We start from the raw sequence: 26220 nt of genomic DNA on the forward strand, positions 1-26220 counted from the left end.
CCTTACGGGTACAACAAGCGCTTGCTCCAGCGACCCTCGGCACCGGCTTCATAGCACCAGCGCTCGTGCAGGCGGAACTGCGCGCCGTACCAGAACTCGATGCGGTCAGGCACCACCCGCAGTCCACTCCAACCGTCCGGACGCGGCACGTCCTTGCCCTCGAAGCGCGCCTCGACCTCGGCCACGCGCGCGTCGAACTCCTCGCGCGAGTTCAACGTCTTCGACTGCAGCGACGCCCACGCGCCGATCTGGCTCATGCGCGGACGGCTGGCGAAATAGGCGTCGGCCTCGGCATCGGCCACCTGTTCCACGCGTCCCTCGATGCGCACCTGGATGCCGGCCTCGCGCAGGCTGCGCCACAGGAACAGCAGCGCCGCCTGCGGATTGGCCTGCAGCTCGTTGCCCTTGTGGCTGTCCAGGTGGGTGTAGAACACGAAGCCGCGCTCATCGAACGCCTTCAACAGCACGGTGCGCGCCGATGGCCGGCCCTGCACATCGGCGGTCGCCACGGTCATCGCATTGGGCTCGACTTCGCGGCTCTGTTTCGCTTCTTCGAATAGGGCGGCAAAGGTCGACAGGGCTTCGGCGTACAGGTCGCTCATGACAGCATTCTTCTCACACGGTTTGGGCTATTGTGGCGGCATGGTCGCCGCTGCGTACATGCCCCAGGTGAAAGGATTCCCCGAAACAGTGGTCGAGCAGGCGCTGGATGACGCGCTGGGCAGCAGCACAGCCGTTCCAGTATTGGCGATCAGCGGCCTGCAGGGGAGCGGCAAATCGACGCTGGCCGCGCAGGTGGTCGCCCGTGCCCAGGCGCGTGGCCTGAACGCCGCAACGCTGTCCATCGACGATGTCTACCTGACCCGCGCACAACGCCAGCGCCTTGCCCGGCAAGTACATCCGTTGTTGATCACCCGTGGTCCACCGGGCACCCACGACCTGCCGCTGGCACATGCGGTACTGGACGCAGTGGCCGCACGACAGCCCCTGGCCCTGCCCCGCTTCGACAAGCTGGCCGACGAGCGCCTGCCCGAAGCGCAGTGGCCGCAGCTGCAAACGCCGCTGGACCTGCTGGTGTTCGAGGGCTGGTTCCTGGGAACCCCGGCGCAGGACGATGCCGAACTGGATGTCCCGCTCAACGCCCTGGAGCGCGAGGCCGATGCCGATGGCCGTTGGCGGCGCTGGTGCAACCAGGCGCTGGCCCGCGACTATCCGGCGCTGTGGCAGCGTTGCGACCGCTTGTGGTTCCTGCAACCCCCTGATTTTTCGGTGGTGCCGCGTTGGCGCTGGCAGCAGGAGCAGAACCTGCAGGCGGCCCAGCCGGGGCGCCACGGCATGAACCGACCCCAGCTGGAGCGCTTCGTGCAGTACTACGAGCGGGTCAGCCGGCAGGCGTTGCGTGCGCTGCCGGCCATTGCCGACCGGGTAGTGGCGCTGGATGCCCAGCGCCAGGTGCAAGGGCTGCGCTGAGCAGCCTCACTCCACCAGGAAGGTGACCCGCAGGTTCACCCGCCATTCGGTGATCTCACCGTTGCCGTCGGTGACCACCTTGGTCTCGTTGATCCAGGCGCCCTGGATGCCCTTGACCGTCCCGGACACCTTCTTCAAACCGCTGCGCACTGCGTCCTCCACGCTCTTGGGCGAGGACGCATTGATTTCGATGACCTTGGCAACCGACATGGCAGGCACTCCATCAGGCGCGGGATACCCCGCAGGAACCTCCACCCTGACGTGAAGAACGTAAAGGCCAAGGCACGGAGGTGTTAGCATCAGAGGGCATGAATCCCGCTCCGAACCTGATCCTGATCGGCCCGATGGGTGCCGGTAAAACCTGCATCGGCCGCCGCCTCGCCGAGCGCTTCACGCTGGACTTCGTCGACGTCGACCAGGCCATCGTCGATGCGACCGGGGCCAGCATCCCCACGATCTTCGAGCATTCCGGCGAAGCCGGTTTCCGCGCGCATGAGCGCCAGGCGCTGGCGCAGGTGCTGGCCGGCCGTGGCCAGCTGGTGTCCACCGGCGGCGGTGCCGTGCTTGACCCGGACAATCGCGCCCTGATCGCCAAGCGAGGCTTTGTCGTCTACCTGCGGGTCAGCGTCGCAGCCCAGCTGGAGCGTCTGTCACGCGACAAGGCCCGGCCACTGCTGCAGCGGCCGGACCGCGAACAGGTGCTGCATGATCTGGCCGCGCATCGCGACCCGCTGTATCGCGACCTCGCCGATGTCACTCTTGATACCGACCCGTTTACCGCCGCCGATGCCACTGCCCAGCTTGTCGTCAAGCTGGCCACGCACTGGCAGCGACAGGACCCCACTGCATGACCTCCCCTGCCCTGCTGCAGGTCGCCGTTGGCGGCGACCGCCCCTATTCCATCACCATCGGTGCCGGCGCCCAGGCCGACGGCGCTGCATTGGCCAGCCATGTGCGTGGCCGCCATGTCTTGCTGGTCAGCGACAGCGAGGTTGCGCCACGCTATCTGGATGCCACCAAGCAGACCCTGCTGGCCGCACGCCCGGACCTGATCCTGGCTGAGCATGTGCTGGCCGCCGGCGAAGCCTCCAAGACCCTGGCCGAGTTCGGCTCGGTCATCGAAGCGCTGGCCGCGCTCGGCGCGACCCGCGATGCCTGCGTGTTCGCCCTCGGTGGTGGTGTAGTCGGCGATCTCGCCGGCTTTGCCGCGGCCTGCTGGATGCGCGGCATCGACTGCGTGCAGCTGCCGACCACGCTGCTGGCGATGGTCGACTCCTCGGTGGGCGGCAAGACCGCCGTGGATATCCCGGCCGGCAAGAACCTGGTCGGTGCGTTCCACCCGCCGCGTGCGGTGATCGCCGATACCCGCGTGCTGGCCACCCTGCCGCCGCGTGAACTGCGCGCAGGCCTGGCCGAAGTGGTCAAGTACGGCGCGCTGGGCGATGCGGTGTTCTTCGAGTGGCTGCAGCAGCATGCCGACGCACTGGTGGCCGGCGAAGATGCGGTCATCGCCGAGGCCATCGCCCGCAGCTGCCGGCACAAGGCCGCCATCGTCGAGCGCGATCCCTTCGAGAAGGGCGAACGCGCCCTGCTCAATCTTGGCCATACCTTCGGCCACGCGATCGAAACCGAACAGGGCTACTCCGCACCGGGGCGCGATGCGCTGAACCACGGTGAGGCCGTAGCGGTGGGCATGGTGCTGGCGGCCCGCCTCGCCACCCACCTGGGCCTGGCCGACGACGCCGACCGGGTGCGCCTGCAGGCGCTGCTTGAACAGCTTGGCCTGCCGGTGGCAATCCCCGCCGGGCTGGACCCGCAGGCCCTGCTCGGCCGCATGCGCCTGGACAAGAAGAACGTGGCCGGTCGCCTGCGCCTGGTGCTGTGGCGTGGCATGGGCCGCGCCGAAGTCGTACCGGACGTGGATGAAGCGGCGGTACTGAAGGTGCTGGGCGCAGGCTGACCGCTTCCGCGTTCGCCGGGTATGGCCCGGCGCTACCTGGGAGGTTTCATGAGGTTGCCGGCCAGCGGCCGGCACTACCGGATCAGCGTTGCGGCAGGGCTCACCTCGCCCCCGCTACAATCGGCGCCATGCACGTCCACCTGCAACAACCCGCCGACGGTGCCCAGGCACCGCGCTTCCTGCGCCTGACCCTGGTCCCGGACCTGTTCGGCGGCTGGGAACTGCTGCGTGAATCCGGCCGCGTCGGCGCCCGCTCGCAGCTGCGGCGCGAGCTGTACCTGACGGCCGACGAAGCCCGCCACGCCTACGACAAGGCCCGCGATGCCGAACTGCATCGGGGCTTCCAGATTCTTTCGCACGGCGACTGACTGCGCCGCTGCTCTTTTCGCCCAAGGAATGCCCACTGTGACCAGCCCTCTCCGCAACGATCGCCTGCTGCGCGCCCTGCGCCGCGAACCGGTGGACTGCACCCCTGTCTGGCTGATGCGCCAGGCCGGCCGCTACCTGCCGGAATATCGCGCCACCCGGGCCAAGGCCGGCAGCTTCCTGGCCATGGCCAAGAACCCGGAGATCGCCTGCGAAGTCACCCTGCAGCCGCTGCGCCGCTTCCCGCTGGACGCGGCCATCCTGTTCTCGGACATCCTCACCATTCCCGATGCCATGGGCCTGGAGCTGTACTTCGTCGAAGGCGAAGGCCCGAAGTTCCGCCACCCGGTACGCGATGAAGCGGCCATCGCCAGGCTGGCGGTGCCGGACATGGAGCAGGATCTGGGCTATGTGATGGACGCGGTGCGCCTGATCCGCCGCGAACTGGATGGCCAGGTGCCGCTGATCGGTTTCTCGGGCAGCCCGTGGACGTTGGCCTGCTACATGGTCGAAGGCGGCGGCAGCAAGGATTTCGCGCGCATCAAGGCGATGGCGCTGAACCATCCGCAGGCCCTGCACCGCCTGCTGGAGGTAACCACCGACGCGGTGATTGCCTACCTCGGCGCACAGCGCGCGGCCGGTGCGCAGGCCCTGCAGGTGTTCGACACATGGGGCGGCGTGCTGTCGCCGGCGATGTACCGCGAGTTCTCGCTGCGTTATCTGCAGCGCATCGCCGAAGGCCTGGAGCGCGGCGAAGGCAGCGAGCGCACGCCGCTGATCCTGTTCGGCAAGGGCACCGGCCTGCACCTGGAAGCGCTGTCGCAGACCGGCGCCGATGCGCTCGGCCTGGACTGGACGCTGGACCTGGACGAAGCGCTGCGCCGCACCGGTGGCCGCGTAGCGCTGCAGGGCAACCTGGATCCGACCACGTTGTATGCCTCGCCTGATGCGATCGCCGCGGCGGCCGCACGCGTGCTCGATACCTATGCCGCCGGCAACGGTGGTTCGCGCGAGGGCCATGTGTTCAACCTCGGCCACGGCATGTCGCCGGACATGGACCCGGCCCATGTACAGGTGCTGGTCGACGCAGTGCACGCACACAGCCAACGCTGAGCATCGCGCAGGCAATCACGGCGCGATGTTGATCGCGCCGTGACCCGCAGTGCGCGATCATGGCGCCCCCACGTTGCACCGGCCACGCCCCATGTCCACAGCGCCATCGACCTACACCCGCCAGCGTCCCCTGCTGTGGCTGGTTTCGCTGGCGATCTTCATGCAGATGCTGGACTCGACCATCGTCAACACGGCCTTGCCGGCGATGGCGGCCAGCCTCGGCGAAAGCCCGCTGCAGATGCAGTCGGTGGTCTTCAGCTACGCGCTGGCAGTGGCCACCTTCATTCCCGCCTCCGGCTGGATCGCCGACCGCTACGGCACCCGACGCACCTTCCTGGTGGCGATCATCCTGTTCACCCTCGGCTCGCTGGCCTGCGCAATGGCGCAGCAGCTGCATCAGCTGGTGGCCGCGCGCGTACTGCAGGGCATCGGCGGCGCGATGCTGCTGCCGGTCGGGCGCCTGGCGGTGATGCGCTCGGTGCCACGCGAGGACTTCCTGCGTGCGATGAGCTTCATCGCCATTCCCGCACTGGTGGGTCCGCTGATCGGCCCCACGCTGGGTGGTTGGCTGGTCGAGATCGCCTCGTGGCACTGGGTGTTCCTGATCAACCTGCCGATCGGCGTCATCGGCTTCATCGCGGCGATGAAGATCATGCCCGACCACTACGCCAGCCACCGCACCCGGTTCGACCTTCGCGGCTACGCCATGCTGGCGTTTGCGATGGTGGTGCTGTCGCTGGCACTGGATGGGATTTCCGGGCTCGGCACACCACACGCGCTGGTGATGCTGATGACCGTGGCCGGCCTGGCCGCGCTGGTCGGTTACTGGCTGCACGCGGCAAATTCAACGGCACCGCTGTTCTCCCTGGCACTGTTCCGCGTGCCCAGCTACCGCATCGGCATTCTCGGCAACCTGTTCTCGCGCATCGGCAGCAGTGCCATGCCGATGCTGATTCCGCTGCTGCTGCAGGTCGGCCTTGGCCTCGGGCCGATGAACGCCGGCCTGATGATGGTGCCGGTGGCCGCCGCAGGCATGGTGTCGAAGAAGCTGGCGGTGAAACTGGTTGAACGCTACGGCTATCGCCGCGTGCTGATGACCAACACCGTGCTGGTCGGCCTGGCGATGGCCAGCTTCATCCTGATGACACCGGGCCAGCACCTGGCCGTGCGCCTGCTGCAGCTGGCGTTCTTCGGTGCGGTCAATTCGCTGCAGTTCACCGTGATGAACACCGTCACCCTGCGCGACCTCGACCGCGAGTTCGCCAGTTCCGGCAACAGCCTGCTGTCGATGGTGATGATGCTCGCCGCCGGCTTCGGTGCAGCCGCCGCAGGCAGCCTGCTGGCCGCATTCGGCACGCAGCTGGAAGGCCACGGCGCTACGGCTGCGCTGCACGCCACGTTCCTGTGCGTGGGCGCGATCACGCTCACGTCGACGCTGATCTTCTGGCAGTTGCCCGACACCAAGCCCGAGCCGCGCCAGGTAGAAGAAGTAGCGGAATAGAGGGTTCGGCAGGGCTGCGCCCTGCACCTGCAGATGCCGAAGCAAGGGCGACGGCAACAGCAACAGCAGGTATTCCGTGGGATGGCGGGGCGGTGTCGAATTGCGGGGACGCCGCAAGTACGTCCCTGTAGGCTTGGCAGCCGCTTGCTCGTGTGCGCTTTCCTGCGCACACGGCAAGACCGGGGTTGGGCGTCCTGCCCAACCCGCCCGAGGCATGCCTCGGGCCCATGCGGCTGACACCCCGCAATCCGACACCGCCCCACCTCTGACAGTTTTCCGGTGGCTGATGGGTCCACGCCATGCGCGGATGCTGTTCTTTCAATTGTCGAAATATTCGATTTCGACGGAGATTCATCCACGCATGGCGTGGATCTACGTGTCGACCAAGGTCGACACCCACCAAGAGCAGGCCATGCCATTCCGAGAGTTCGCGGAAATCTGTCGAAGGCGGGGTGGGTCCGGTTGCGGGGGCGTGAGCCGCATGGATGCGGCGACCGAGCTTACATGGACATACTTGCAGCGTCCCCCGCCACCGGACCCACCCCGCCATCCCACGGAATGCCAGCTTTTGCTTTTGCTTTTGCTTTGCCGTTGATTCGGCGGGTGCAGGGCGCAGCCCTGCCTAACCCCTACCGCCCCAGCACGCGGGCGATCGCTTCCACCAGCAGCTCACCGGTCACCGGCTTGCGCAGGAAACCACCGATGCCGGCCGCTTCCACCTGCTGCTGCAGGTCCGGGTCGGTGCGTGCGGTCACCGCCAGCAGCGGCAACGTGTAACCCTGGTTGCGCAGATGCTGGGCCAGTTCGAAACCGCTCAGGCCCGGCAGATCCAGATCGAGCAGGCCGACATCGAAATCACCCGCGCTGATTTCACGCAGCGCGGCCAGTGCGTGGGCCGCGTGGACCACTTCATGGCCACGGGTGGTCAGCAGCCCACACATCACATCGGCCACGGTCGCATCGTCCTCCACCAGCAACACCCGCAGCGGCGGCATGTTGACCGCAGCAGCGGCGGCGTCACTGTCGGCACCTCCGTCGCTGGCCGCTCCCTGCTGCAGCGGCAACGGCAGGCTGACACCGAAGCAGGTACCGCTGCCCAGCTGGCTTTCCACCCGGATCCGGCCCTGCATGGCCAGTGCCAGCTCGCGGCAGATCGCCAGGCCCAGGCCGCTGCCGCCGTACTGCGCTGCGGTGCGCGCACCGTCGGCCTGCTCGAAGCGCCGGAACAACCGTTGCTGCTGCTCCTGGCTGATGCCCGGACCGGTATCGCGCACCTCGAAATACAGCCCACGCAGCCCTTCCTCGCAACGCGCGTGCAGCGTGATGCTGCCGCGGCTGGTGAACTTGACCGCGTTGGACAGCAGGTTGAGCAGGATCTGCCGCACCCGCATCGCATCGCCGGTCGCCTGCAGCCCTGCCGGCAACTGGTTGTCGAGGATGAACCGCAGGCCCTTCTGTGCAGCCAGTGGCCCCATCAGCGCGGCCAGGTCCTGCAGCAGGCGATTGAGACCGAACGCGTTGGACTGCAGTTCCAGGCGCCCCGATTCGATCCGCGCCAGGTCCAGCGCATCGTTGACCAGGTGCAGCAGATGCTCGCCCGCATGCCGGATCGACTGGGTATAGCCGCGCTGCTGCGGATCCAGCGGCGAGGCCAGCAGCAGTTCACTCATGCCCAGCACCCCGGTCATCGGCGTGCGGATTTCATGGCCGAGATTGGCAAGGAAGCGCGTCTTGGCCGCCGATGCATGTTCGGCCAGATCCTGCTTGTGCAGGGCGAGCTGGTAGGCGTGCTGGCGCTGCAGCCGGCGGCGGTACAACCAGGCGAACCAGCTGGTCAGCAGCAACCCGATCGAGGCCAGCACCAGCAGGCCGGACAAGCTGCGCCACCACGGCGGCTGCACATGGAATTCCAGGGTCTGCACCCGCGACCACACGTGGTCGGCCGAGCGCGCCTGCACTTCCAGCCGATAGGCGCCGGGTGGCAGGCGCGAGAACAGGCGCTCGCCTGCCGGGCCCACCTCGACCCAATCCGGGTCGTAGCCGGCCAACCGGTAGCGGTAGGTGTTGGAAGCCGAATCGGCGAAGGACAACAGGCGCGCGACGATACGCAGGTCGCGGTCACCATCGGCGATCTGCAGCGGCGTGTCATGGGTCAGGTCCAGCAGCTGCTCGTTGCGGCGTACCTCCACCCGCTCGATCACCAGCGGCGCACGCCGGGTGGACGGTCGAACCTGTTCGGGATCGAACACCACCACACCGGCGGGGGTACCTGCCACCATGCGCCCCGCCGAGGAAGCGATCAGGGTGTGTTCGCGGAACTCCTGGCTGGGCAGCCCATCGTGCACCCCGTACAGGCGTACGCTCTCGCCATCGGCACTCACCCGCACCAGGCCGCGGGCGCTGGTGGCCCACGCCACGCCCTGCGCGTCGACCACCAGGCCGGTAGCGGAAATCGCCGGATAGCCCTGCTCGGCGCCCACTACCGCCTGCCGTTCCAGCCGGCCCTGGCTCCAGAGATACCGCGACAGGCGACCATCCTCGGACAACCAGACCTGGCCGTCCTTGCCCACGTGCAGGGCGTACACCGCAGTGGCCGGCGCACCGGGCACCGGCTGGAAGCGCTGCGCATCCGGCTGCCATTGCAGCAGGCCGCGGCTGCTGGCCAGCCAGATCCGGTCCTGCGGGCCGCATTCCACGTCAAGATTGAGCTGACCGGCCTGTAGACCGTCCTCGCCGTTTTCCAGCCGCCGGCGCACGTGCCCGTCCAGATCACGCTGCTGCAGCCCCGATGACAGCATCAACCACAGGCTGTCGCCATCGCAGGTCATCATCGCCTCGATGTTGCCTTCCATGGTCGCGTCCGCGCCCGAGTCCCGCCCCCAGCGCCGCAGCTCGCCACGACGCGGGTCGTAGCGCATCAGGGCGTCGGTCGAGCCCACCCACACCTGGCCCTGCCGGTCTTCGCGCACCGAGGTCAGCCAGTGCATGCCGTTGACGAAGGTGCGGTGCTGCTCGATCACGCCCGTGCGCGGATTGAAGCGGTCCAGCGCGCCATGGCTGCCGACCGTCCACACCCCGCCATTGCTGGAGGGGCTGGTACCGAGCACATAGGAATTGCGCAGCGAGGACGGATCATCCTCCAGCCGCGAGAACACCGAGAACTGCCACCAGCGCGGAAGCAGGTGCCACAGGCCGGCATTGGTACTGGCCAGCCAGATGCCGCCTTCGCGGTCCTCATAGGCGCCGGTCCAGTTCGGCCGCACCAGGCCACGGGCGATGGCGCTGTACAGCGGTACGGTCTGGTAGCGGCCATCGATGCCCCGGCCCAGGCCGCTGCGCGTGTCCAGCCAGTGCCCGCCCTGCTCGTCGCGCAGCATCATGCCCAGCACCTGGTCGCCGGCCGGCAATGTCCAGGGAACGGATTCGAAACGGCCATCCGGGCGCCGCACCGTGGCCCCGGCCAGCGTGCTGATCCAGAGGCTGCCGTCGGGTTCTGCGGTCAGTCCATTGATCAGCAGGCTGGGCACCAGGTCGCTGCCGATGCGTTCGAAATCGGTACCGGTCCAGCGCGCCACGCCATGCTTGGTGCCGACCCACAGGCTGCCATCGGCGAGCGTGGCCAGGTAGGGCACCGACGCGGCCGGCAGACTGCGCGGGTTGTTCGCTTCGGGCAGGAACCGCTGCAGACGGTCATTGCTGTCCAGCCGGTACAGGCCGCCCTCGTGGGTGCCGAACCAGATCGCGCCATCCGGTGTCGCAGCCAAGCTCCAGACGGTGTTGCTGCCCATCAGCGGCTGGCTGCTGCGATCGTAGAAGCGCAGCTGGCGGCGATCGGCCGACATCCGCACCAGGCCGGCATTTTCAGTGCCGATCCACAGCTCGTTGCGGGCATCGACCAGCACGCTCCAGATGCGGTTGTCGCGCAGGCCGTCTTCGGAACGCCAGATGCGGTAGTTGCGCCCGTCGTAGCGGGCCAGGCCATCGTTGGTGGCAATCCACAGGTAGCCGTAGCGGTCCTCGGCCATGCGGTTGACGGTGTTGGACGGCAGCCCATCGAACACGGTGACCTGGCGCGGCGAAGGTGGCACCGGCTGCGCGGCAGCGGGCACCAGGCAGCACAGCAGCAGCATCAGCAGCGTCACTGCCCGCAGATACACCACCGATGGCCTCCTCACGCTGCTGTTGATGATGCCCACGCCGTGGGCGTCGGCATGGTAAACCGAAAGCTGCGCGATTCACGCCGCAGGATGCCGTACTCAGCTGATGATCTGGCGTTTGCTGCGTGCCTGGGCGATGGCTGCCACCAGCAGATCGCCGGTCACCGGCTTGCGCAGGAAACCATCGAATCCGGCCGCAAGCACCTGCGCCTCGGCATAGGCATCCGAGCGCGCGGTAACGGCCACCAACGGCAGTTCGTAGCCCATCGCGCGCAGTTGGCGGGCGATGGCGGTGCCATCGAGTGCCGGCAGGTCGAGGTCGAGCAGGCCGACGTCGAACCCCTCGGTGGATATTTCCGACAGTGCGCCCAGGCCATGCAGCACGTGCACCACCTCATGGCCACGGCTGCGCAGCAGACCGGCGATGACCTCGGCAACGGTGGCATCGTCCTCGACCAGCAGGATGCGCAGTGCAGGCAGCATCGGCGACGCTGCCTCGCCAGGGCTGGAGGCCTGCTGCCGGCTCCACGGCAGCGGCAGCCGCACGGCGAAGCGTGCGCCACGCCCCGGCTGGCTGTCGACATCGATGCGGCCGCCCATCGCCACCGCCAGCTCCTGGCAGATCGCCAGGCCCAGCCCGCTGCCACCATAGCGCGAGGCGGTACGCGGGCCATCGGCCTGTTCGAAGCGGTGGAACAGGCGCTGCTGCTGCTCGGCATTGATGCCCGGCCCGCTGTCGCTGACCTCGAACGTCACCGCGCCACCGTCGTCGTCCAGGCGCGCCGCCAGGCCGACATGCCCACGCTCAGTGAACTTGATCGCGTTGCCCAGCAGGTTCAGCAGGATCTGGCGGACGCGCATCTCATCGCCACTGACGCAGATCGGGCCTGGCAATGCCTCCCCGCGCTGGAACGCCAGCCTGCGCTGTTGTGCCATCGGCTGCATCAACGCCTGCACCTGGTCCAGCAGTCCGCCCAGGTCGAACGGGCGGATGTCCAGTTCAAGCCGGCCGGCCTCGATCCGTGCCAGGTCCAACGCATCGTTGACCAGGCGCAGCAGATGGCTGCCGGCCTGCTGGATCGAACCGGCATAGCTGCGCTGCACCGGGTCCAGTTCGGTGGACAGCAGCAGTTCGCTCATACCCAGTACACCGGTCATCGGCGTGCGTACTTCGTGGCCCAGGGTCGCCAGGAAGCGGCTCTTGGCCTGCGATGCCTGCTCGGCGATCTGCTGCTTGTGCACCGTCAACTGCCACTGCTGGCGTCGCCGCAGCCGCCTGCGGATCGACCACAGCAGTGCCAACAGCAACAGCGAGCCCAGCATTGCATAGCCGAAGATCGCCATGCCGCTGCGCCACCAGGGGGGCAGTACCTTGATGTGCAACTGCTGCGAGGGCGTCCACGGACCACTGGCCGTCGCGGCCTGCACCTCGATGGCGTAGGTGCCGGGCGGCAGCCGCGACAACGTGCGTTGGCCGTCTCCGCCCTGTTCCACCCAGTTCTGGTCGTATCCCTGCACGCGGAACCGGTAGCGGTTGCCCTGCGGGTTGGCGTAGGACAGCAGCCGTGCATCGATCTGCAGATCACGGTCGTCGGGCCCCAGCAACAGCAGGCCGGAGGTCGGCAAGGGCTGCCAGCCGCGCGCATCATCGCGACGGACGCGAACCTGCGCGATCACCAGCTGCGAGGGTGGCAGCTCGGCGTCGGCAGCATTCGGATCGAAGCCCACCATGCCGGTCTGGGTAACGGCCAGCACCCGCCCATCGGCATCGATTGCCGGTGGGCGTCCGGTGAACTCGGCATCAAGCAGGCCGTCGCGTTCATTGAAGATCTGCAGGCGACGCTGTTTCGGATCCCAGCGCAGCAGGCCGCGGGGCGTCGTCGCCCACAACTGGCCGTTCCGGGCCAGGGCCAGCCCACCCATGCTGACCGGCGGCACGCCGGCACTGGCATCGACGCGCTGGATCAGGCGCAGGCTCAGGCCATCCCACTGGTAGCGCTCGAATGCGCCCTGGCGTGCGATCCACAACTGCCGGGGATCGATCCATACCAGATCGTAGATGGGCCCCCTGGAAACGCCGGGCACCGCTTCGAAGCGATCTCCCTGCTCGCGCCAGATGCCCATTTCCCCGACCACCCAGGCGTGCCCGCCGGCATCGAAGCGGATCTGCTCGACCGGCGCGTCGGTGCTGCCTCGCAGCGTAGCGCCGTCGAAACTGCGCAGCAGGCGGCCGTCGGCACTGCGCTGTTGCAGGCCCAGGTTCATCACCGATACCCAGACCGTGCCATCGGGGGCCTGCCGCATCAGATCGATCCGCTGCCGAAGGTCGGCGCCACCGCCAATGCGCCAGTCGCGCAGCACACCGGTGGCGGGGTCGTAGACGCTGATGCGCCCCGCGCGGCCGAGCCACAGCCTGCCGTCGGGACGTGGCAGCACCGACCACACCGCGCCGCTGCCCAGTTCGCGGTCGCTGACCAGCAGGCTCAACGTCCCCTGTGCATCGATCTGGTAGACGCCATGCGCAGAGCCGACGTAGTAGCTGCGACCGTCGCTGGCAGCACTCAACAGGTACTGGCTGTCCAGCGGCTTGCCATCGAACTGGTACCAGGTTGAAAAGCGTCGCCAGTCGGGCGGCAGGTAAGCCAGGCCCTGGGTCAGCAGTGCGACCCACAGCCCTCCCTCATGGTCCTGCATCAGGTCGAGCACGCCACTGTGGCCGGTCAGGAAACCACTGCCACGGTCGCCTTCCAGCCTGCGCAGCACCTGGCCGTCACCACGCAGCAGGCCATCGGAAGTTCCCGCCCAGTAGCCTCCGTGGCTGTCGGCCAGGACCAGTGCCGAGCGCAGGCGGGCACTGTCGGCCCAGGCCGGTCGCGTCACCCGATCCTGCGCATCGATGCGATACAGGCCGTCGTTCTGCGTACCGACCCAGATCGCGCCATCGGCATCGCGGCTCAGCCTCAGCACGCTCACCGCCGCCAGTTCGCGCGGCGCCACGGCTTCGAAGGCGTGGCCGTTCCAGCGCGCCACACCGGCTTCGGTGCCCACCCACAGCCGTCCCTGCGCATCCACCAGACTGCTGAAGACGGTGTCACTCGGCAGACCGCCGGGCTGCGCCCGATCATGCTGGAAATGGCGCAGCGAGCCATCTTCGCCGACGCGGCAGACCCCATGGCTGCTGCTGCCGACCCATAGCGCATCCTCGGCGTAGGCCAGGGTCCAGAACTGTCCCTGGCACCCTTCAGTGACGGAATCGAAGGTCTTGAAGCGTTCGCGGTCGGCATCCAGCCGGGCCAGCCCCTTGCCGTTGATGCCCACCCATACCCGGTCGAGCGGGTCGACCAGCAGGGTTTCGATCTCGTTGCCGGGCAGCGAATCCGGTTGTGCCGGGTCGTGCTGCCAGACCCGCAGCTCACCGCCGTCATAGCGGGCCAGGCCGCCGTCGGTGGCGGCCCACACGCGGCCCTGTCGGTCTTCGGCCAGCGCCACCACCATGCGCGAGGGCAATCCCTCGGCCGCGCCGAAACGGCGCAGGCGCGGTGTTTCACCGGCCATGTCCAAGGTCGCCGCTGCAGCCGAAAGCGCCAACAGCACCAGACCTGCTCCTGCAATGCCTTGGCACCACCGGCGCCAGCCGCTCTTCATCCTGAACCCCCTGTCCTGTGCCGATTGTCACACAGGGCTGCAGCCATCGCTGCAACAGCCTGTTTCCGGCCACATCGGCACCACGAACTGTTGCAGCCGTGCACACAGCGTTGCGCGGGGGCTATGGGTATGATCGAACGGTCTTTTTCCCGGAGCCCCCCGCCGATGCGCCACTGCCTGGCCCTGCTGCCGATGCTGCTTGCCGTGGCCCCCGCCTGGGCAGGCAACGAGGCCTACCGCATCGATCCGGTGCACACCCGTGTGCTGTTTGCGATCGACCATGCCGGCTACTCGCAGGCGCTGGGTACGATCTCCGGAAGCCAGGGCCAGTTGCAGTTCGATAGCGACAACTGGCGCGATGCGACACTGGACGTCGAGATTCCGGTGTCGCGATTGGACCTTGGTGATGCCAAGTGGAACCAGGCAACCCTGGCGCGCAGCCTGCTCGATGGCGAACGTTTCCCCACCGCCCGCTTCGTCTCCCGCCATGTCGAACCGATCGATGCCCGCCATGCGCGCGTACTGGGCACCCTGACCCTGCGCGGGGTCAGCCAGGAAGTCGCGCTGGAGGTGACATTGAACCAGGTCAAACGCTATCCACTGCCACCCTTCCGGCGTACGGCCGGCTTCTCCGCCACCACCACGCTGAGCCGGCGTGCCTTCGGCATCACCGCCTGGCCGGGCGTGATCGGTGATGCGGTGCAGGTGCGGATCGAGGCTGAAGCCACGCTCGACCGCAGCGATTCTCCGGGAACTCCCCCGCCCCAACCCCACTCCGACAGCCAGACGGCCACCAAGGACCCTTCATGACCGCCAAGAACACCCCTGCCGCCTGGGGGAGTGTCAGCCAGACCCTGCACTGGCTGATCGCACTGCTGATTCTCGCCCTGGGCATCGTCGGCCTGACCATGGGCGAGCTGCCGAAGACGCCCAAGTATTTCTGGGTCTATACCGCGCACAAGTCGATCGGCATCACCGTACTGGCACTGGTGGTGCTGCGCCTGGGCTGGCGCCTGTATGCCGGTGCCCCCAAGCCGGTACCCGGCGTGCCGGGCTGGCAGGAGCGCATCGCCAGCGCCACCCATGTGCTGCTGTATGTGCTGATGTTCGCCATCCCGTTGTCGGGCTGGCTGTACGACTCGGCCAGCGGCCTGCGTCCGTTCCGCTGGTTCGGTCTGGTCGATGTGCCCAAGCTGAGCGGACCGGATCCGCAGATCGTGGCGGTATCCCATGCCCTGCACGAATACGGCTTCTGGCTGTTGATCGCGGTGGTGCTGGCCCATGCCGGTGCCGCCTTCTACCACCACCTTTTCCAGCGCGATGCCACCCTGTCCCGGATGTTGCCGCGTGGCTGGCTCGCCTCTCCCCAGAAGGACTGACCGATGAACCTGAAACTGACCACCCCGGCCGCTGTGGCCGCCGCCCTTGCCGGCATGCTGGCCACCGCACCGGCGCTCGCCGCCGATTACGCCCAGGCGCCGGGTGCCGGTTCGTTCCTGGCCTTTGCCACCAAATACGACGGTGAAGTGTTCACCGGCAGCTTCCCGGGCTTTGCCACCAAGCTCAGCTTCGACCCGGCCAATCCGTCCGCAGGTTCGCTGGACGTGGTGATTCCGCTGGCCGGCGCCAAGAGCGGCAACAGCGACCGCGACTCCACCCTGCAGGGCGCGGATTTCTTCAACGTCGGCAAGTTCGCTACCGCACGCTACACCGCCAAGGGCTTCCGCGCGCTCGGCAACGACCAGTTCGCCGCCGACGGCACGCTGGAACTGCGCGGCGTGAGCAAGCCGGTCACCTTCACTTTCACCTGGAAGCCCGGCGCGCAGCCGGTGCTGACCGGCAAGGCCACGGTCAAGCGCCTGGACTTCGGTGTCGGTGGCGGCGACTGGGCTGATACCAAGACCATCCCGGACGAAACCGCGATCAGCACGATCGTGAAGTTCGACGCGAAATAAGACGCCTTCGTCCTGGCAGCGCCGGGCCATGCCCGGCCGCTTCCACCGCTGGCCGCGCTTCGCGCTCGCCAGGCATGGCCCGGCGCTACCTGCCCGCTGACAGCCAGGCCTGCACCGTGGCCGCATCGAACGGCCAGTCCAGCTCCCGCCCACCGCGCTCATCGCGCAGCACCGGCACCCGCGCCCCATAGCGCGCCTCCAGCGCCGGCTGGTCATCGAGGAACACCGATTCGAACTCAGGCGCCCGCGCTCTGGCCAGTTCGGCCAGGGCCATGTCACACAGATGGCAGTCGTCACGCTGGAACAGGGTCAACACCGGGGTTTGCTCCCTTGGCGGAAATGCTGCGCCGCAGTCATGGAAGTGCGGCGTGAACCGCTAGAATAGCGGTCTCTCCCGGTACCCGCAGTACGGCAACCATGGCTGTCAGCACGTTCGACGTTTTCAAGATCGGCATTGGCCCGAGCTCCTCGCACACCGTCGGGCCGATGAGGGCCGCCGAGCGCTTCATCCATCGGTGGCTGCTCGACCCGGGCAAGCTTGCGCAGGTCGCGCGCATCCGTGCCGACGTGTACGGCTCGCTGGCACTGACCGGTCGCGGCCACGGCACCGACAAGGCGATCCTCCTCGGCCTGGAAGGGCAGCGTCCGAACCTGATCGACCCGGACATCATTCCGTCCACGCTGGAGCGCATCCGCAGCAGCAAGCGGATCATGCTGATGGGCCAGCACGAGATCGCCTTCGACGAAAAGCGCGACCTCGGCCTGAACAAGCGGCAGAAGCTGCCCTACCACACCAACGGCATGCGCTTCACCGCGTACAACGCCGATGACGAAGTGCTGGCCACCCGCGATTACTACTCGGTCGGTGGTGGCTTCGTGGTCAACCAGGACGATGCGGCCGATGACCGTATCGTGCCTGACGAAACGCCGCTGCCCTACCCGTTCAAGAGCGGCGACGAGCTGCTGGCGCAGACCGCGCGCAGTGGCCTGAGCATCGCCCAGTTGATGTTCGAGAACGAGAAATGCTGGCGCAGCGAGGACGAGATCCGCGACAACCTGCGCGAGATCTGGAGCGCAATGCAGGCCTGCGTGGCGCGCGGCATCCGCGAGGAAGGCGTGCTGCCGGGTGGCCTGAAAGTGGGCCGCCGCGCGCCGGCGCTGTACCGCGAGCTGTCGTCGAAGCCGGAAGCGGCGATGCGCGACCCGTTGACCACGCTGGACTGGGTCAACCTGTACGCACTGGCCGTGAACGAAGAGAACGCTGCCGGTGGCCGCGTGGTCACCGCACCCACCAACGGCGCGGCGGGTGTACTGCCGGCGGTGCTGCACTACTTCGACCGCTTCTGCCCGGGCGCGAACGAACAGCGGGTGTTCGACTTCCTGCTGACCTCGGCGGCGATCGGCATCCTGTACAAGGAAAACGCCTCGATCTCCGGCGCCGAAGTGGGCTGCCAGGGCGAGGTCGGCGTAGCCTGTTCGATGGCCGCCGGTGGCCTGGTCGCGGCGCTGGGCGGCAACCCGAGCCAGATCGAGAACGCCGCGGAAATCGGCATGGAGCACAACCTGGGTCTGACCTGCGATCCGATCGGTGGCCTGGTGCAGATTCCGTGCATCGAGCGCAACGCGATGGGTGCGGTGAAGGCGATCAACGCCTCGCGCATGGCCATGCGCGGCGACGGCAAGCACAAGGTGTCGCTGGACAAGGTCATCAAGACCATGCGCGATACCGGCCGCGACATGCAGGACAAGTACAAGGAAACCAGCCGCGGCGGCCTGGCGGTGAACGTCATCGAGTGCTGATGGTCTGCAGGGCCAGGCATGGCCTGGCTCTACTGCAGGGCCGGGCATCGACCCGGCTCTGCAGTGCCGTTCTCGACCGGACAACACCGTCACCGTTTTCCGGTTAGGCTCGGGCATCCCCCTGCCCCGGAATGTCCCATGCGCGTGATCGCCACCGCCCTGCTCGCCTGCCTTCCGCTGTCCGCTCTCGCTGCGCCAACCTACGGGCCGCGGCTGGAGGGCTTCGACTACGGCTATCCAGTGAAGACCTTTGCACTGGAATCGCAGCGCCAGGCCTTGGAGATGGCCTATCTGGATGTTGCGCCGAAGAAGAAGCCGATCGGCGTGGTGGTGCTGCTGCATGGCAAGAACTTCTGCGCGGCAACCTGGAAGGAGACGATCAAGCCGCTGGTGGCGGCAGGCTACCGGGTGATCGCGCCGGACCAGGTGGGTTTCTGCAAATCCAGCAAGCCCGAGCGCTACCAGTATTCGTTCGGGCAGCTGGCCGACAATACCCATGCGCTGCTGCAGCAGCTGCAGCTGGGTGATGTACCGGTGCACGTGGTCGGCCATTCGATGGGCGGCATGCTGGCCATCCGTTATGCGCTGATGTATCCGCAGGACATGCGCAGTCTTTCGCTGGTCAATCCGATCGGGCTGGAAGACTGGAAGGCGCTGGGCGTGCCCTGGCGCAGCGTGGACGCGTGGTATGCCGGCGAAATGAACATCAGCTATGACAGCATCCGCCGCTACCAGCTGGATGTGTACTACGACGGCAAGTGGAAGCCGGCGTACGAACCGTGGGCGCGCATGCAGTCGGGCATGTACGAAGGCGCGGGCAAGCAGCAGGTGGCCTGGAGCCAGGCACTGACCTCGGACATGGTGTTCAACCAACCCGTCGTCTACGAACTGAAGAACCTGCAGGTGCCGACCACCTTGTTCATCGGCCAGAAGGACCGCACGGCGATCGGCCGTGACCAGGCATCGCCCGAACTGAAGTCGACGCTGGGCAACTACCCGGCACTGGGCAAAGCGGCAGCGGCGGCGATACCCGGCTCGACCCTGGTCGAGTTCGCGGCACTGGGCCATTCGCCGCAGGTGCAGGACCCGAAGCAGTTCAATGCCGCATTGTTGAAGGCACTCAAAGCGCGTTGAAGTTCCATAACCGCCGGGCATGGCCCGGCGCTACGAGGATCGGCGTGGGTAGCGCCGGGCCACGCCCGGCGAGCGCAGCAGCGGCCGGGCTCACCCCACGATCCGCAGCACGTCATCCAGCAGCGCCGCTGCGGTCACTTCCGCACCCGCGCCCGGCCCCTGGATCAACAGCGGCTGCGCGCGGTAGCGATCGCTGTGGATGGCCACGCGGTTGTCGGTGCCCGCGCCCTGCGCCAGCGGATGGTCGGCAGCCAACTCACGCAGGCCCACCTGCGCACCCTCGCCATCGACGCGCCCGACAAAACGCAGCACCCGGCCGTTGTCGCGCGCCCGCTGCCAACGTGCCTGCAGCGGTGCATCCAGCTGCTCCAGCGCATTCACTGCATCTTCCAGCGGCAGCGCAGCCAGCGCATCCGGCACCAGTGAGTCGACCTGCACCTGCGACGCGTCCAGCGCCAATCCGCTGCTGCGGGCCAGGATCAACAGCTTGCGGCGCACATCCTCGCCGGAAAGATCCAGCCGCGGGTCCGGCTCGGTGTAGCCGGCCGCCAGCGCTTCACGCACCGCCGCCGAGAACGGCGACTGGCCGTCATAACGATTGAACAGCCACGCCAGCGAACCGGAAAGCACGCCCTCGATGGCATGGATGTGATCGCCACCGGCAACCAGCGCGCGCAGGCTGCTGAGCAACGGCAGGCCGGCGCCGACGGTGGCGCTGTCGCCGTAACGCGCACCACTGTCGGCGCAACGATCGGCGATGGCCTGCGCGCGCGACAGCTGCGCACCGCGGCCAAGCTTGTTGGCGGTCACCACGTGCACACCGCGCGCCAACCACTGCACGTGGCGCGCCGCTACATCTTCGCTGGCGGTGGCATCGACCACCACGTCGCCACGCTCCAGCCCTTCAGCGCTGGCCCACGGCGGCGAACTCTGCCCATCACGCGGCGCACGCCGTGCCAGTTCCAGCGGCAACGCCAGATCGCGGTCGATCGCCAGCGCGGTGCGTGAATTGGCCAGCCACTGCACGCTGGGCAGGTCCAGCCCACGCGCCTGCAACGCCTGGTAGCGCTGCACGAAGGCCGAACCGACGGTGCCGGTTCCGAGCAGCGCCAGGCGGCCGGTACCCAGCAGCGGAATCTCGACAGGCAAAGCGCTCATGCGTCTGCCACCTGTTTGCCGCGCGCCACCGCATCGATCACCGCCTCGGCGCGCGCCAGAGCGCTGCCCAGATCGGCCAGCAGGTCGCGCTCGCCCTCGATACCGACCGACAGACGCAGCAGACCTTCACTGATGCCCGCAGCCGCGCGTGCTTCGGCAGTCATTGCCGCGTGGGTCATGGTCGCCGGGTGTGCGATCAGACTTTCCACGCCTCCCAGCGACTCGGCCAGCGTGAAGTAACGCAGACCATCGACAAACGCACGTACAGCAGCATGCGGATCATCGCCGGCACAGCTGGCCAGTTCGAAGGACAGCATCGCGCCGAAACCACTCTGCTGACGCGCGGCAACGGCGTGGCCCGGATGATCGGCCAGGCCCGGGTAGTAGACCTTGGCCACCACAGGATGCGCATCAAGCAGCGCCACGATCGCGGCGGTGTTTTCCTGGTGCGCGCGCAGGCGTGCATCCAGCGTACGCAGGCCACGCAGGGTCAGGAACGCATCGAACGGCGAGCCGGTAAGGCCCAGGGCATTGCCCCACCACACCAGCTGTTCATGCACGGCGGGATCGCGGGCAATCACCGCACCACCGACCACGTCGCTGTGGCCGTTGATGTACTTGGTGGTGGAGTGCAGCACCAGGTCCGCGCCGAACGACAGCGGTTGCTGCAATGCCGGCGACAGGAACGTGTTGTCGACCACCACCAGCGCACCGGCTTTGTGCGCCGCGTCGATCACGAAGCGCAGGTCAGTGATGCGCAGCAGTGGGTTGGACGGGGTTTCCACCAGCACCAGCTTCGGCTGCGTGGCCAGGGCCTGGGCCAGCGCGCGCGGGTCGGTCAGGTCGGCAGTGACCAGTTCGAAATGGCCCTTCTTCGCCAGCGCATTGAACAGGCGCCAGCTGCCACCGTACGCATCGTGTGGCACCACCAGGGTGTCGCCGGGCTGCAGCAGCGCGTTCAGCACCAGGTTGATCGCGCCCATGCCGGTGGCGGTCACCACACCGCCGGCGCCGCCTTCCAGTTCGGCCAGCGCCTCACCCAGCAGGTCGCGCGTGGGATTGCCACTGCGGGTGTAGTCGTACTGGCGCTTGTTGCCGAAGCCTTCAAAGCTGAAGTTCGACGACAGCACGATCGGCGGCGTGACCGCGCCATGGGCGGTGTCGCGATCGATGCCGGCGCGGACGGCGGCGGTGGTGCGACAACAGGACGGTTCAGCGGCGTGCAGGCTCATGCGGACTCTCCAGAAGTGCGGAAGGCGGTGGCGAGGATCGCGTCGATGCGATCGGTTTCTTTCAGGAAGGCGTCGTGACCGTAGGGCGAGCGCAGCACGCGCAGGCTGCCGCGTGGGCCCAGTCCCTCGACCAGGCCGACCAGGTCGGCAAGCGGAACCAGGCGGTCGCCTTCAACGGCAACCACCACGGTCGGCGGCAGGATCGCGCTCGGGTCCACGCGATGCAGGTCGATCGACTCGGACAGGCGCAGGTAGGCATTGACCGGCGTGCGCGCGACGTACTGCGCACCAGCCGCGTCGAGATAGTCTTCGGCCGCGACACGGACGCGGCCATTGACCACCTCCGGTGCTGCATCGAAGCGTTCGCCGAATTCTTCCGGTGTGCGGTAGCTGAGCATGGCGAACTGGCGGGCCAGCGCCAGGCCGTGGTCTTCGCCACACTGCAGCTGGCCCAGCGCCACGGCACGGCGCTGCAGCGCACGCCAGGCGGCGGCATACGGATGCGGGCGGTGCGCACCGCTGGCCAGCACCAGCTGGCGTACCCGGGCACGGTGGCGGATCGCGAACTGCTGGCCGACCAGCGCGCCGTAGGAATAGCCGACGAATGCCTTCAATGCGCGGATGCCGAGGTGATCCAGCAGCAGCGCCAACGCATCGGCCTGGTCGGCGGTATCGATCGGCACATCCAACGCACCGTCGGCGCCGATGAAATCGAACGCGAGCACACGCAGCTGCTGCGGATCCAGCGCGCGGCCACTGCCGACCAAGCCTTCGGCCCAGCCCTTCTCGCTGAACTGCGCATTGGAGGCCACATGGCGGTGCGCGGAAATGCCGCCGGCCAGCACCACCACCGGTGCGTTGACCGGACCGACCCACTCATAGCGCAGGCGCACCGGGCAGGGGCCGGCATGACGCATCGACAGCACGGCGGCGAACTCGCCGCGCTCGGCGTGCACGCGGTCATCGACCGGCACGCTGACGGGGACAAAGGGTTCGGGGCGAAGCACGGTGCTGGTGGCGAAGCTCATGGCGGGTTCCGGTAGGGAAATCGGCCATCGAGCCTTCGCGGGGCTCGCGTTCGAAGTGCACGTTGGGTGCAGGTTCGAACCATCTTTCGGTGGACGCCACGGTCCCCGCAGGATTTGGCACCTACGCAGGCGCTTTCGCGTCTGCGGGCTGCCCCGGCTTCAAAGGGCCTGTCCCTCTGCCGGTCTCGATGGTGGAGCCACGATGCCAGTCCTTTCCGGACATGTCAATCCCTTCATGCGGATAAAGAGATGGATGAATGCGAAGCCCCCACCCTTCCCCCGTCCCGACAGCTTGCGTAGAGTCCCGGCGGTCCATGTCGCTGGAGCCTTCGATGCGCCGCCTGCCCCTGCCCTGCCTCCTGCTGCCCCTGTTGGCGAGCGCCCCCGCGAACGCTGCCGACTGGCGCCAGGGCTGGGGACTGGTGCCACAGACGCCGGCCGCGCGCACGGCCGACGCCACGCCGCACGCGGCGCCGATGGCCCGCCTGCGCCTGCAGTCGCTGGGCGACCAGTGGCAGGCGCGGATCGACAATCCACTGTCCGGCCCGGTGCAGATCGAGCTGCGCGCGGCCCCCGGCACACAGGTGGAGGGCCTGCCGCTGCAGTCACTGGTGCAGGCCACCGGCAGCCTGGTGGTGGGCCATCTTCCCTCTCCTGCCAACGGCAAGGCACTGGATCTTCGTCTGCAGTCGGTGCCGGGCAATCCGGCCGCGCGCGCCGAAGACGTCGCCTATCGCCTGCCGTTCCAGGCTGCCCAGCTGCGCGTGGATCAGGCCCCGCAGGGCCGGTTCAGCCACGATGACGAGGAGAACCGCGACGCCATCGACTTTGCCCTGCCCGAAGCAACGCAGGTCCTGGCCGCCCGCGAGGGTACGGTGATGCAGGTACAGGACGGTTTCCGCGGCAATGGCCTGGACCGTGAACGCGATGCCGGACGCGCCAACTTCGTTCGTATCCTGCACAGCGACGGCAGCATGGCGATGTACGCCCACCTGCAGACCGGCGGCATGCGCGTGCGTCCCGGCCAGGCCGTGCAGGCCGGGCAGCCGATCGGCCTGTCCGGCAACAGTGGCTACAGCACCGCACCGCACCTGCACTTCGTGGTGCAGCTCAACCGGGGCATGGGGCTGCGTTCGGTGCCGGTGCGCATCCTCGCCCCGCAGGGCGAATTGCACTTCGCCCGTGAGGGCAGCGGGGACGCCAGCGCCGGGCGCTGACCCGCCGACGCCGGCAGGCCGGTATAATCGGGCGCTTATCTCTTTGAAAAGCGCCCCGTGCGGGCGCCACTGCCATGTCCGAAGTCGCCACCGAAGCGTCGCGTCGCCGCACGTTCGCCATCATTTCCCACCCTGACGCCGGCAAGACCACGCTGACCGAAAAGCTGCTGCTGTTCGGAGGCGCGATCCAGATGGCCGGCTCGGTGAAGGGCCGCAAGGCTGCCCGCCACGCCACCTCGGACTGGATGGCGCTGGAAAAGGAGCGCGGCATCTCCGTCACCTCCTCGGTGATGCAGTTCCCGTACGAAGGCAAGATCATCAACCTGCTCGACACCCCGGGCCACGCCGACTTCGGCGAGGACACCTACCGCGTGCTGACCGCGGTGGACTCGGCGCTGATGGTGATCGACGTGGCCAAGGGCGTGGAAGAGCGCACCATCAAGCTGATGGAAGTGTGCCGCCTGCGCGACACGCCGATCATGACCTTCATCAACAAGCTCGATCGCGAGGGCAAGGAGCCGATCGACCTGCTGGACGAGGTTGAAAGCGTGCTCGGCATCCAGTGCGCACCGGTCACCTGGCCGATCGGCATGGGCCAGCGCCTGAAGGGCGTGGTCCACCTGATCACCGGCGAAGTGCATCTGTACGAGCAGGGCCGCAACTTCACCCGTCAGGATTCGACCATCTTCCCGTCGATCGATTCGCCCGGGCTGGCCGAGAAGATCGGCGAGCGGATGCTGGCCGACCTGCGCGACGAACTGGAACTGGTGCAGGGTGCCAGCCACCCGTTCGACCTGCAGGCCTACCGGGCCGGCAAGCAGACCCCGGTATTCTTCGGTTCGGGCGTGAACAACTTCGGCGTGCAGCCGCTGCTGGACTTCTTCGTCGAACACGCACCGTCGCCGCAGGCGCGCTCCACCACCGGCCGCGACGTCGCCCCGCAGGAGCCGAAGCTGACCGGCTTCGTGTTCAAGATCCAGGCCAACATGGATCCGCAGCACCGTGACCGCGTGGCGTTCATGCGCGTCTGCTCGGGCCGGTTCACTGCCGGCATGAAGACCCTGCACGTGCGCACCGGCAAGGACATGAAGCTGGCCAATGCGCTGACCTTCATGGCCAGCGACCGTGAAATCGCCGCCGAGGCGTGGCCGGGCGATGTCATCGGCATCCACAACCACGGCACGATTTCCATCGGCGACACCTTCACCGAAGGCGAGGCGATCACCTTCACCGGCATCCCCAACTTCGCCCCGGAACTGTTCCGTCGCGCCCGCCTGCGCGATCCGCTCAAGCTCAAGCAGCTGCAGAAGGGCCTGGCACAGCTGTCCGAGGAAGGCGCGACCCAGTTCTTCCGTCCGCTGACCAGCAACGACCTGATCCTGGGTGCGGTGGGCGTGCTGCAGTTCGATGTGGCTGCCTACCGGCTGAAGGACGAATACGGCGTGGAAGCCACCTTCGAGCAGGTCAGCGTGACCACGGCGCGCTGGGTCCACTGCAGCAACGAGAAGAAGCTGGAGGAGTTCCGCGAGAAGAACGCGCTGAACCTGGCCCTCGACGCCGCCGGCCACCTGGTCTACCTGGCGCCGACCCGGGTCAACCTCCAGCTGGCGCAGGAACGTGCGCCGGACGTGCGTTTCTCGGCAACCCGTGAAGCCGCGCATACGGTCACCGGCAACTGATTCCAGCGACCATACGGTGGCGGGGGTGCACGCGCCCGCCATCGCGGCGATGATAGGGGGGTGCAGGTCCCCCTCCCTGCAGACGATGCCCATGCCATGTCCACGACTTCCGTTGATTCGATCCGCGAAGAAATTGCCAGCGCCCTGACCCACGGGCTGGGTGCGGTGCTTGCCCTGGCCGCCAGCGCGGTGTTGATCACCCTGGCCGCGATCTACGGCGATGGCTGGCAGCTGGCCAGTGCGATCGTGTTCGGCATCGCCCTGCTGCTGCTGTACACCGCCTCCACGCTGTACCACGCCATCCAGCACCCGCAGGCCAAGGGCCGCCTGAAGGTGTTCGACCATTGCGCGATCTATGTGCTGATCGCCGGTACCTATACCCCGTTCACCCTGATCGGCCTGCGCGGCCCCTGGGGCTGGGGCATGTTCACCGCGATCTGGGCGCTGGCGCTCGGCGGCGTGGTGTTCAAGCTGTTCTACACCGGCCGCTTCAAGCTGCTGTCCACGGTGATCTACATCGCCATGGGCTGGCTGGTGGTGGTGGCGATCAAGCCGATGTGGGCCTCGATCGATGGTGGGACGCTTGCCTGGCTGTTCGGCGGTGGCCTGTCCTATACGCTGGGCACGTACTTCTACCACCGCGAATCCATCCCCTATTCGCATGCGATCTGGCATCTGTTCGTGATCGGTGGCAGCGTCTGCCACTTCGTCGCCGTGACTCGACAGGTGCTGTGACCCCGTATTGAGGGTAACGCCAGGCCCCTGGCCGGCGAGCAGGCACCGGCTCTGCACACGATGCACATGA

General features: G+C 67.6%; 22 protein-coding genes and 1 riboswitch. Of the genes, 14 read left to right on the forward strand and 8 right to left on the reverse strand.

The annotated features are described in order from the left end of the window. Positions 1-2: 2 nt before the first annotated feature. Positions 3-602 carry a pyridoxamine 5'-phosphate oxidase gene (gene pdxH, locus CR918_RS13850; protein ID WP_033831770.1) on the reverse strand — a complete coding sequence of 200 codons (600 nt, stop codon included), beginning with the start codon at positions 600-602 and terminating at the stop codon, positions 3-5. Between the two features lie 40 nt (positions 603-642). Between pdxH and CR918_RS13855 the strand changes: the two genes are divergently transcribed. Then, positions 643-1470: a kinase gene (locus CR918_RS13855; protein WP_099843325.1), complete on the forward strand. Its 828-nt coding sequence runs from the start codon at positions 643-645 to the stop codon at positions 1468-1470. 6 nt (positions 1471-1476) lie between these two features. On the opposite strand, the gene CR918_RS13860 is transcribed toward CR918_RS13855, so the two are convergent. Then, positions 1477-1680, reverse strand: coding sequence for a dodecin family protein (locus CR918_RS13860; protein WP_025876997.1), 204 nt, complete (start codon positions 1678-1680; stop codon positions 1477-1479). 98 nt (positions 1681-1778) lie between these two features. On the opposite strand from CR918_RS13860, the gene CR918_RS13865 reads away from it, so the two are divergent. The 5 genes from CR918_RS13865 (at position 1779) to mdtD (ending at position 6410) form a co-directional block, all read left to right on the forward strand. Further along, positions 1779-2321 carry a shikimate kinase gene (locus CR918_RS13865; RefSeq protein WP_032976596.1) on the forward strand — a complete coding sequence of 181 codons (543 nt, stop codon included), beginning with the start codon at positions 1779-1781 and terminating at the stop codon, positions 2319-2321. After that, positions 2318-3430 (forward strand): 3-dehydroquinate synthase, encoded by a 1113-nt coding sequence (gene aroB, locus CR918_RS13870; RefSeq protein ID WP_099785081.1) that lies wholly within the window; start codon positions 2318-2320, stop codon positions 3428-3430. The genes CR918_RS13865 and aroB overlap by 4 nt, the downstream gene beginning before the upstream one ends. Before the next feature lie 128 nt (positions 3431-3558). After that, entirely contained in the window at positions 3559-3798 is a 240-nt protein-coding gene (locus CR918_RS13875) for a WGR domain-containing protein (protein WP_025876992.1), read from the forward strand. A 28-nt stretch (positions 3799-3826) separates the two neighbouring features. Continuing rightward, the gene (hemE, locus tag CR918_RS13880; protein ID WP_032951968.1) at positions 3827-4909 is read left to right on the forward strand and encodes a uroporphyrinogen decarboxylase; all 1083 of its coding nucleotides are present in this window, start codon (positions 3827-3829) and stop codon (positions 4907-4909) included. Between the two features lie 91 nt (positions 4910-5000). Then, positions 5001-6410, forward strand: a complete 1410-nt coding sequence (gene mdtD / locus CR918_RS13885; protein ID WP_025876990.1) for a multidrug transporter subunit MdtD — start codon at positions 5001-5003, stop codon at positions 6408-6410. A gap of 629 nt (positions 6411-7039) precedes the next feature. Here the strand turns inward: mdtD and CR918_RS13900 are convergent. After that, on the reverse strand, positions 7040-10570 hold the full coding sequence (locus CR918_RS13900) for a hybrid sensor histidine kinase/response regulator (RefSeq protein ID WP_099843330.1): 3531 nt from the start codon (positions 10568-10570) through the stop codon (positions 7040-7042). A gap of 96 nt (positions 10571-10666) precedes the next feature. Beyond that, entirely contained in the window at positions 10667-14212 is a 3546-nt protein-coding gene (locus CR918_RS13905; RefSeq protein ID WP_025877838.1) for a sensor histidine kinase, read from the reverse strand. Between the two features lie 165 nt (positions 14213-14377). On the opposite strand from CR918_RS13905, the gene CR918_RS13910 reads away from it, so the two are divergent. The 3 genes from CR918_RS13910 to CR918_RS13920 are packed head-to-tail and all read left to right on the forward strand — an operon-like array spanning position 14378 to position 16167. Continuing rightward, the gene (locus tag CR918_RS13910) at positions 14378-15022 is read left to right on the forward strand and encodes a YceI family protein (RefSeq protein ID WP_025877837.1); all 645 of its coding nucleotides are present in this window, start codon (positions 14378-14380) and stop codon (positions 15020-15022) included. Then, positions 15019-15591, forward strand: coding sequence for a cytochrome b (locus CR918_RS13915; RefSeq protein ID WP_025877835.1), 573 nt, complete (start codon positions 15019-15021; stop codon positions 15589-15591). Before CR918_RS13910 ends, CR918_RS13915 begins: the two co-directional genes overlap by 4 nt. Positions 15592-15594: 3 nt before the next feature. Beyond that, positions 15595-16167, forward strand: a complete 573-nt coding sequence (locus CR918_RS13920) for a YceI family protein (RefSeq protein ID WP_099843332.1) — start codon at positions 15595-15597, stop codon at positions 16165-16167. 85 nt (positions 16168-16252) lie between these two features. On the opposite strand, the gene CR918_RS13925 is transcribed toward CR918_RS13920, so the two are convergent. Then, positions 16253-16483, reverse strand: coding sequence for a glutaredoxin family protein (locus CR918_RS13925; protein ID WP_099785088.1), 231 nt, complete (start codon positions 16481-16483; stop codon positions 16253-16255). 101 nt (positions 16484-16584) lie between these two features. Here CR918_RS13925 and CR918_RS13930 point away from each other — a divergent pair, with 101 nt between their 5' ends. Continuing rightward, positions 16585-17967 carry an L-serine ammonia-lyase gene (locus tag CR918_RS13930; protein WP_025877828.1) on the forward strand — a complete coding sequence of 461 codons (1383 nt, stop codon included), beginning with the start codon at positions 16585-16587 and terminating at the stop codon, positions 17965-17967. A gap of 138 nt (positions 17968-18105) precedes the next feature. Then, positions 18106-19101 carry an alpha/beta fold hydrolase gene (locus CR918_RS13935; protein ID WP_099843334.1) on the forward strand — a complete coding sequence of 332 codons (996 nt, stop codon included), beginning with the start codon at positions 18106-18108 and terminating at the stop codon, positions 19099-19101. 90 nt (positions 19102-19191) lie between these two features. Here CR918_RS13935 and CR918_RS13940 read toward each other — a convergent pair whose 3' ends face one another. The 3 genes from CR918_RS13940 to metX are packed head-to-tail and all read right to left on the reverse strand — an operon-like array spanning position 19192 to position 22519. Continuing rightward, positions 19192-20259: a homoserine dehydrogenase family protein gene (locus CR918_RS13940; RefSeq protein ID WP_099843336.1), complete on the reverse strand. Its 1068-nt coding sequence runs from the start codon at positions 20257-20259 to the stop codon at positions 19192-19194. Further along, positions 20256-21491 carry an O-succinylhomoserine (thiol)-lyase gene (locus CR918_RS13945; RefSeq protein ID WP_099843338.1) on the reverse strand — a complete coding sequence of 412 codons (1236 nt, stop codon included), beginning with the start codon at positions 21489-21491 and terminating at the stop codon, positions 20256-20258. The genes CR918_RS13940 and CR918_RS13945 overlap by 4 nt, the downstream gene beginning before the upstream one ends. After that, the gene (gene metX / locus CR918_RS13950) at positions 21488-22519 is read right to left on the reverse strand and encodes a homoserine O-succinyltransferase MetX (RefSeq protein ID WP_025877822.1); all 1032 of its coding nucleotides are present in this window, start codon (positions 22517-22519) and stop codon (positions 21488-21490) included. The genes CR918_RS13945 and metX overlap by 4 nt, the downstream gene beginning before the upstream one ends. Before the next feature lie 76 nt (positions 22520-22595). After that, a riboswitch (SAM riboswitch) is annotated at positions 22596-22714 on the reverse strand. Positions 22715-22851: 137 nt separating this feature from the next. On the opposite strand from metX, the gene CR918_RS13955 reads away from it, so the two are divergent. The 3 genes from CR918_RS13955 to trhA all read left to right on the forward strand — a co-directional run bounded on the left by CR918_RS13955 (position 22852) and on the right by trhA (position 26150). Continuing rightward, positions 22852-23736, forward strand: coding sequence for a M23 family metallopeptidase (locus CR918_RS13955; RefSeq protein WP_099843339.1), 885 nt, complete (start codon positions 22852-22854; stop codon positions 23734-23736). A 74-nt stretch (positions 23737-23810) separates the two neighbouring features. Beyond that, complete coding sequence (locus tag CR918_RS13960; protein WP_025877820.1) at positions 23811-25415, forward strand: peptide chain release factor 3; 1605 nt, start codon at positions 23811-23813, stop codon at positions 25413-25415. 96 nt (positions 25416-25511) lie between these two features. Then, positions 25512-26150, forward strand: a complete 639-nt coding sequence (gene trhA, locus CR918_RS13965) for a PAQR family membrane homeostasis protein TrhA (protein ID WP_025877819.1) — start codon at positions 25512-25514, stop codon at positions 26148-26150. The last annotated feature ends 70 nt before the right edge of the window (positions 26151-26220 follow it).

Source organism: Stenotrophomonas indicatrix, assembly GCF_002750975.1.
In the GTDB taxonomy this organism is placed as follows: domain Bacteria; phylum Pseudomonadota; class Gammaproteobacteria; order Xanthomonadales; family Xanthomonadaceae; genus Stenotrophomonas; species Stenotrophomonas indicatrix.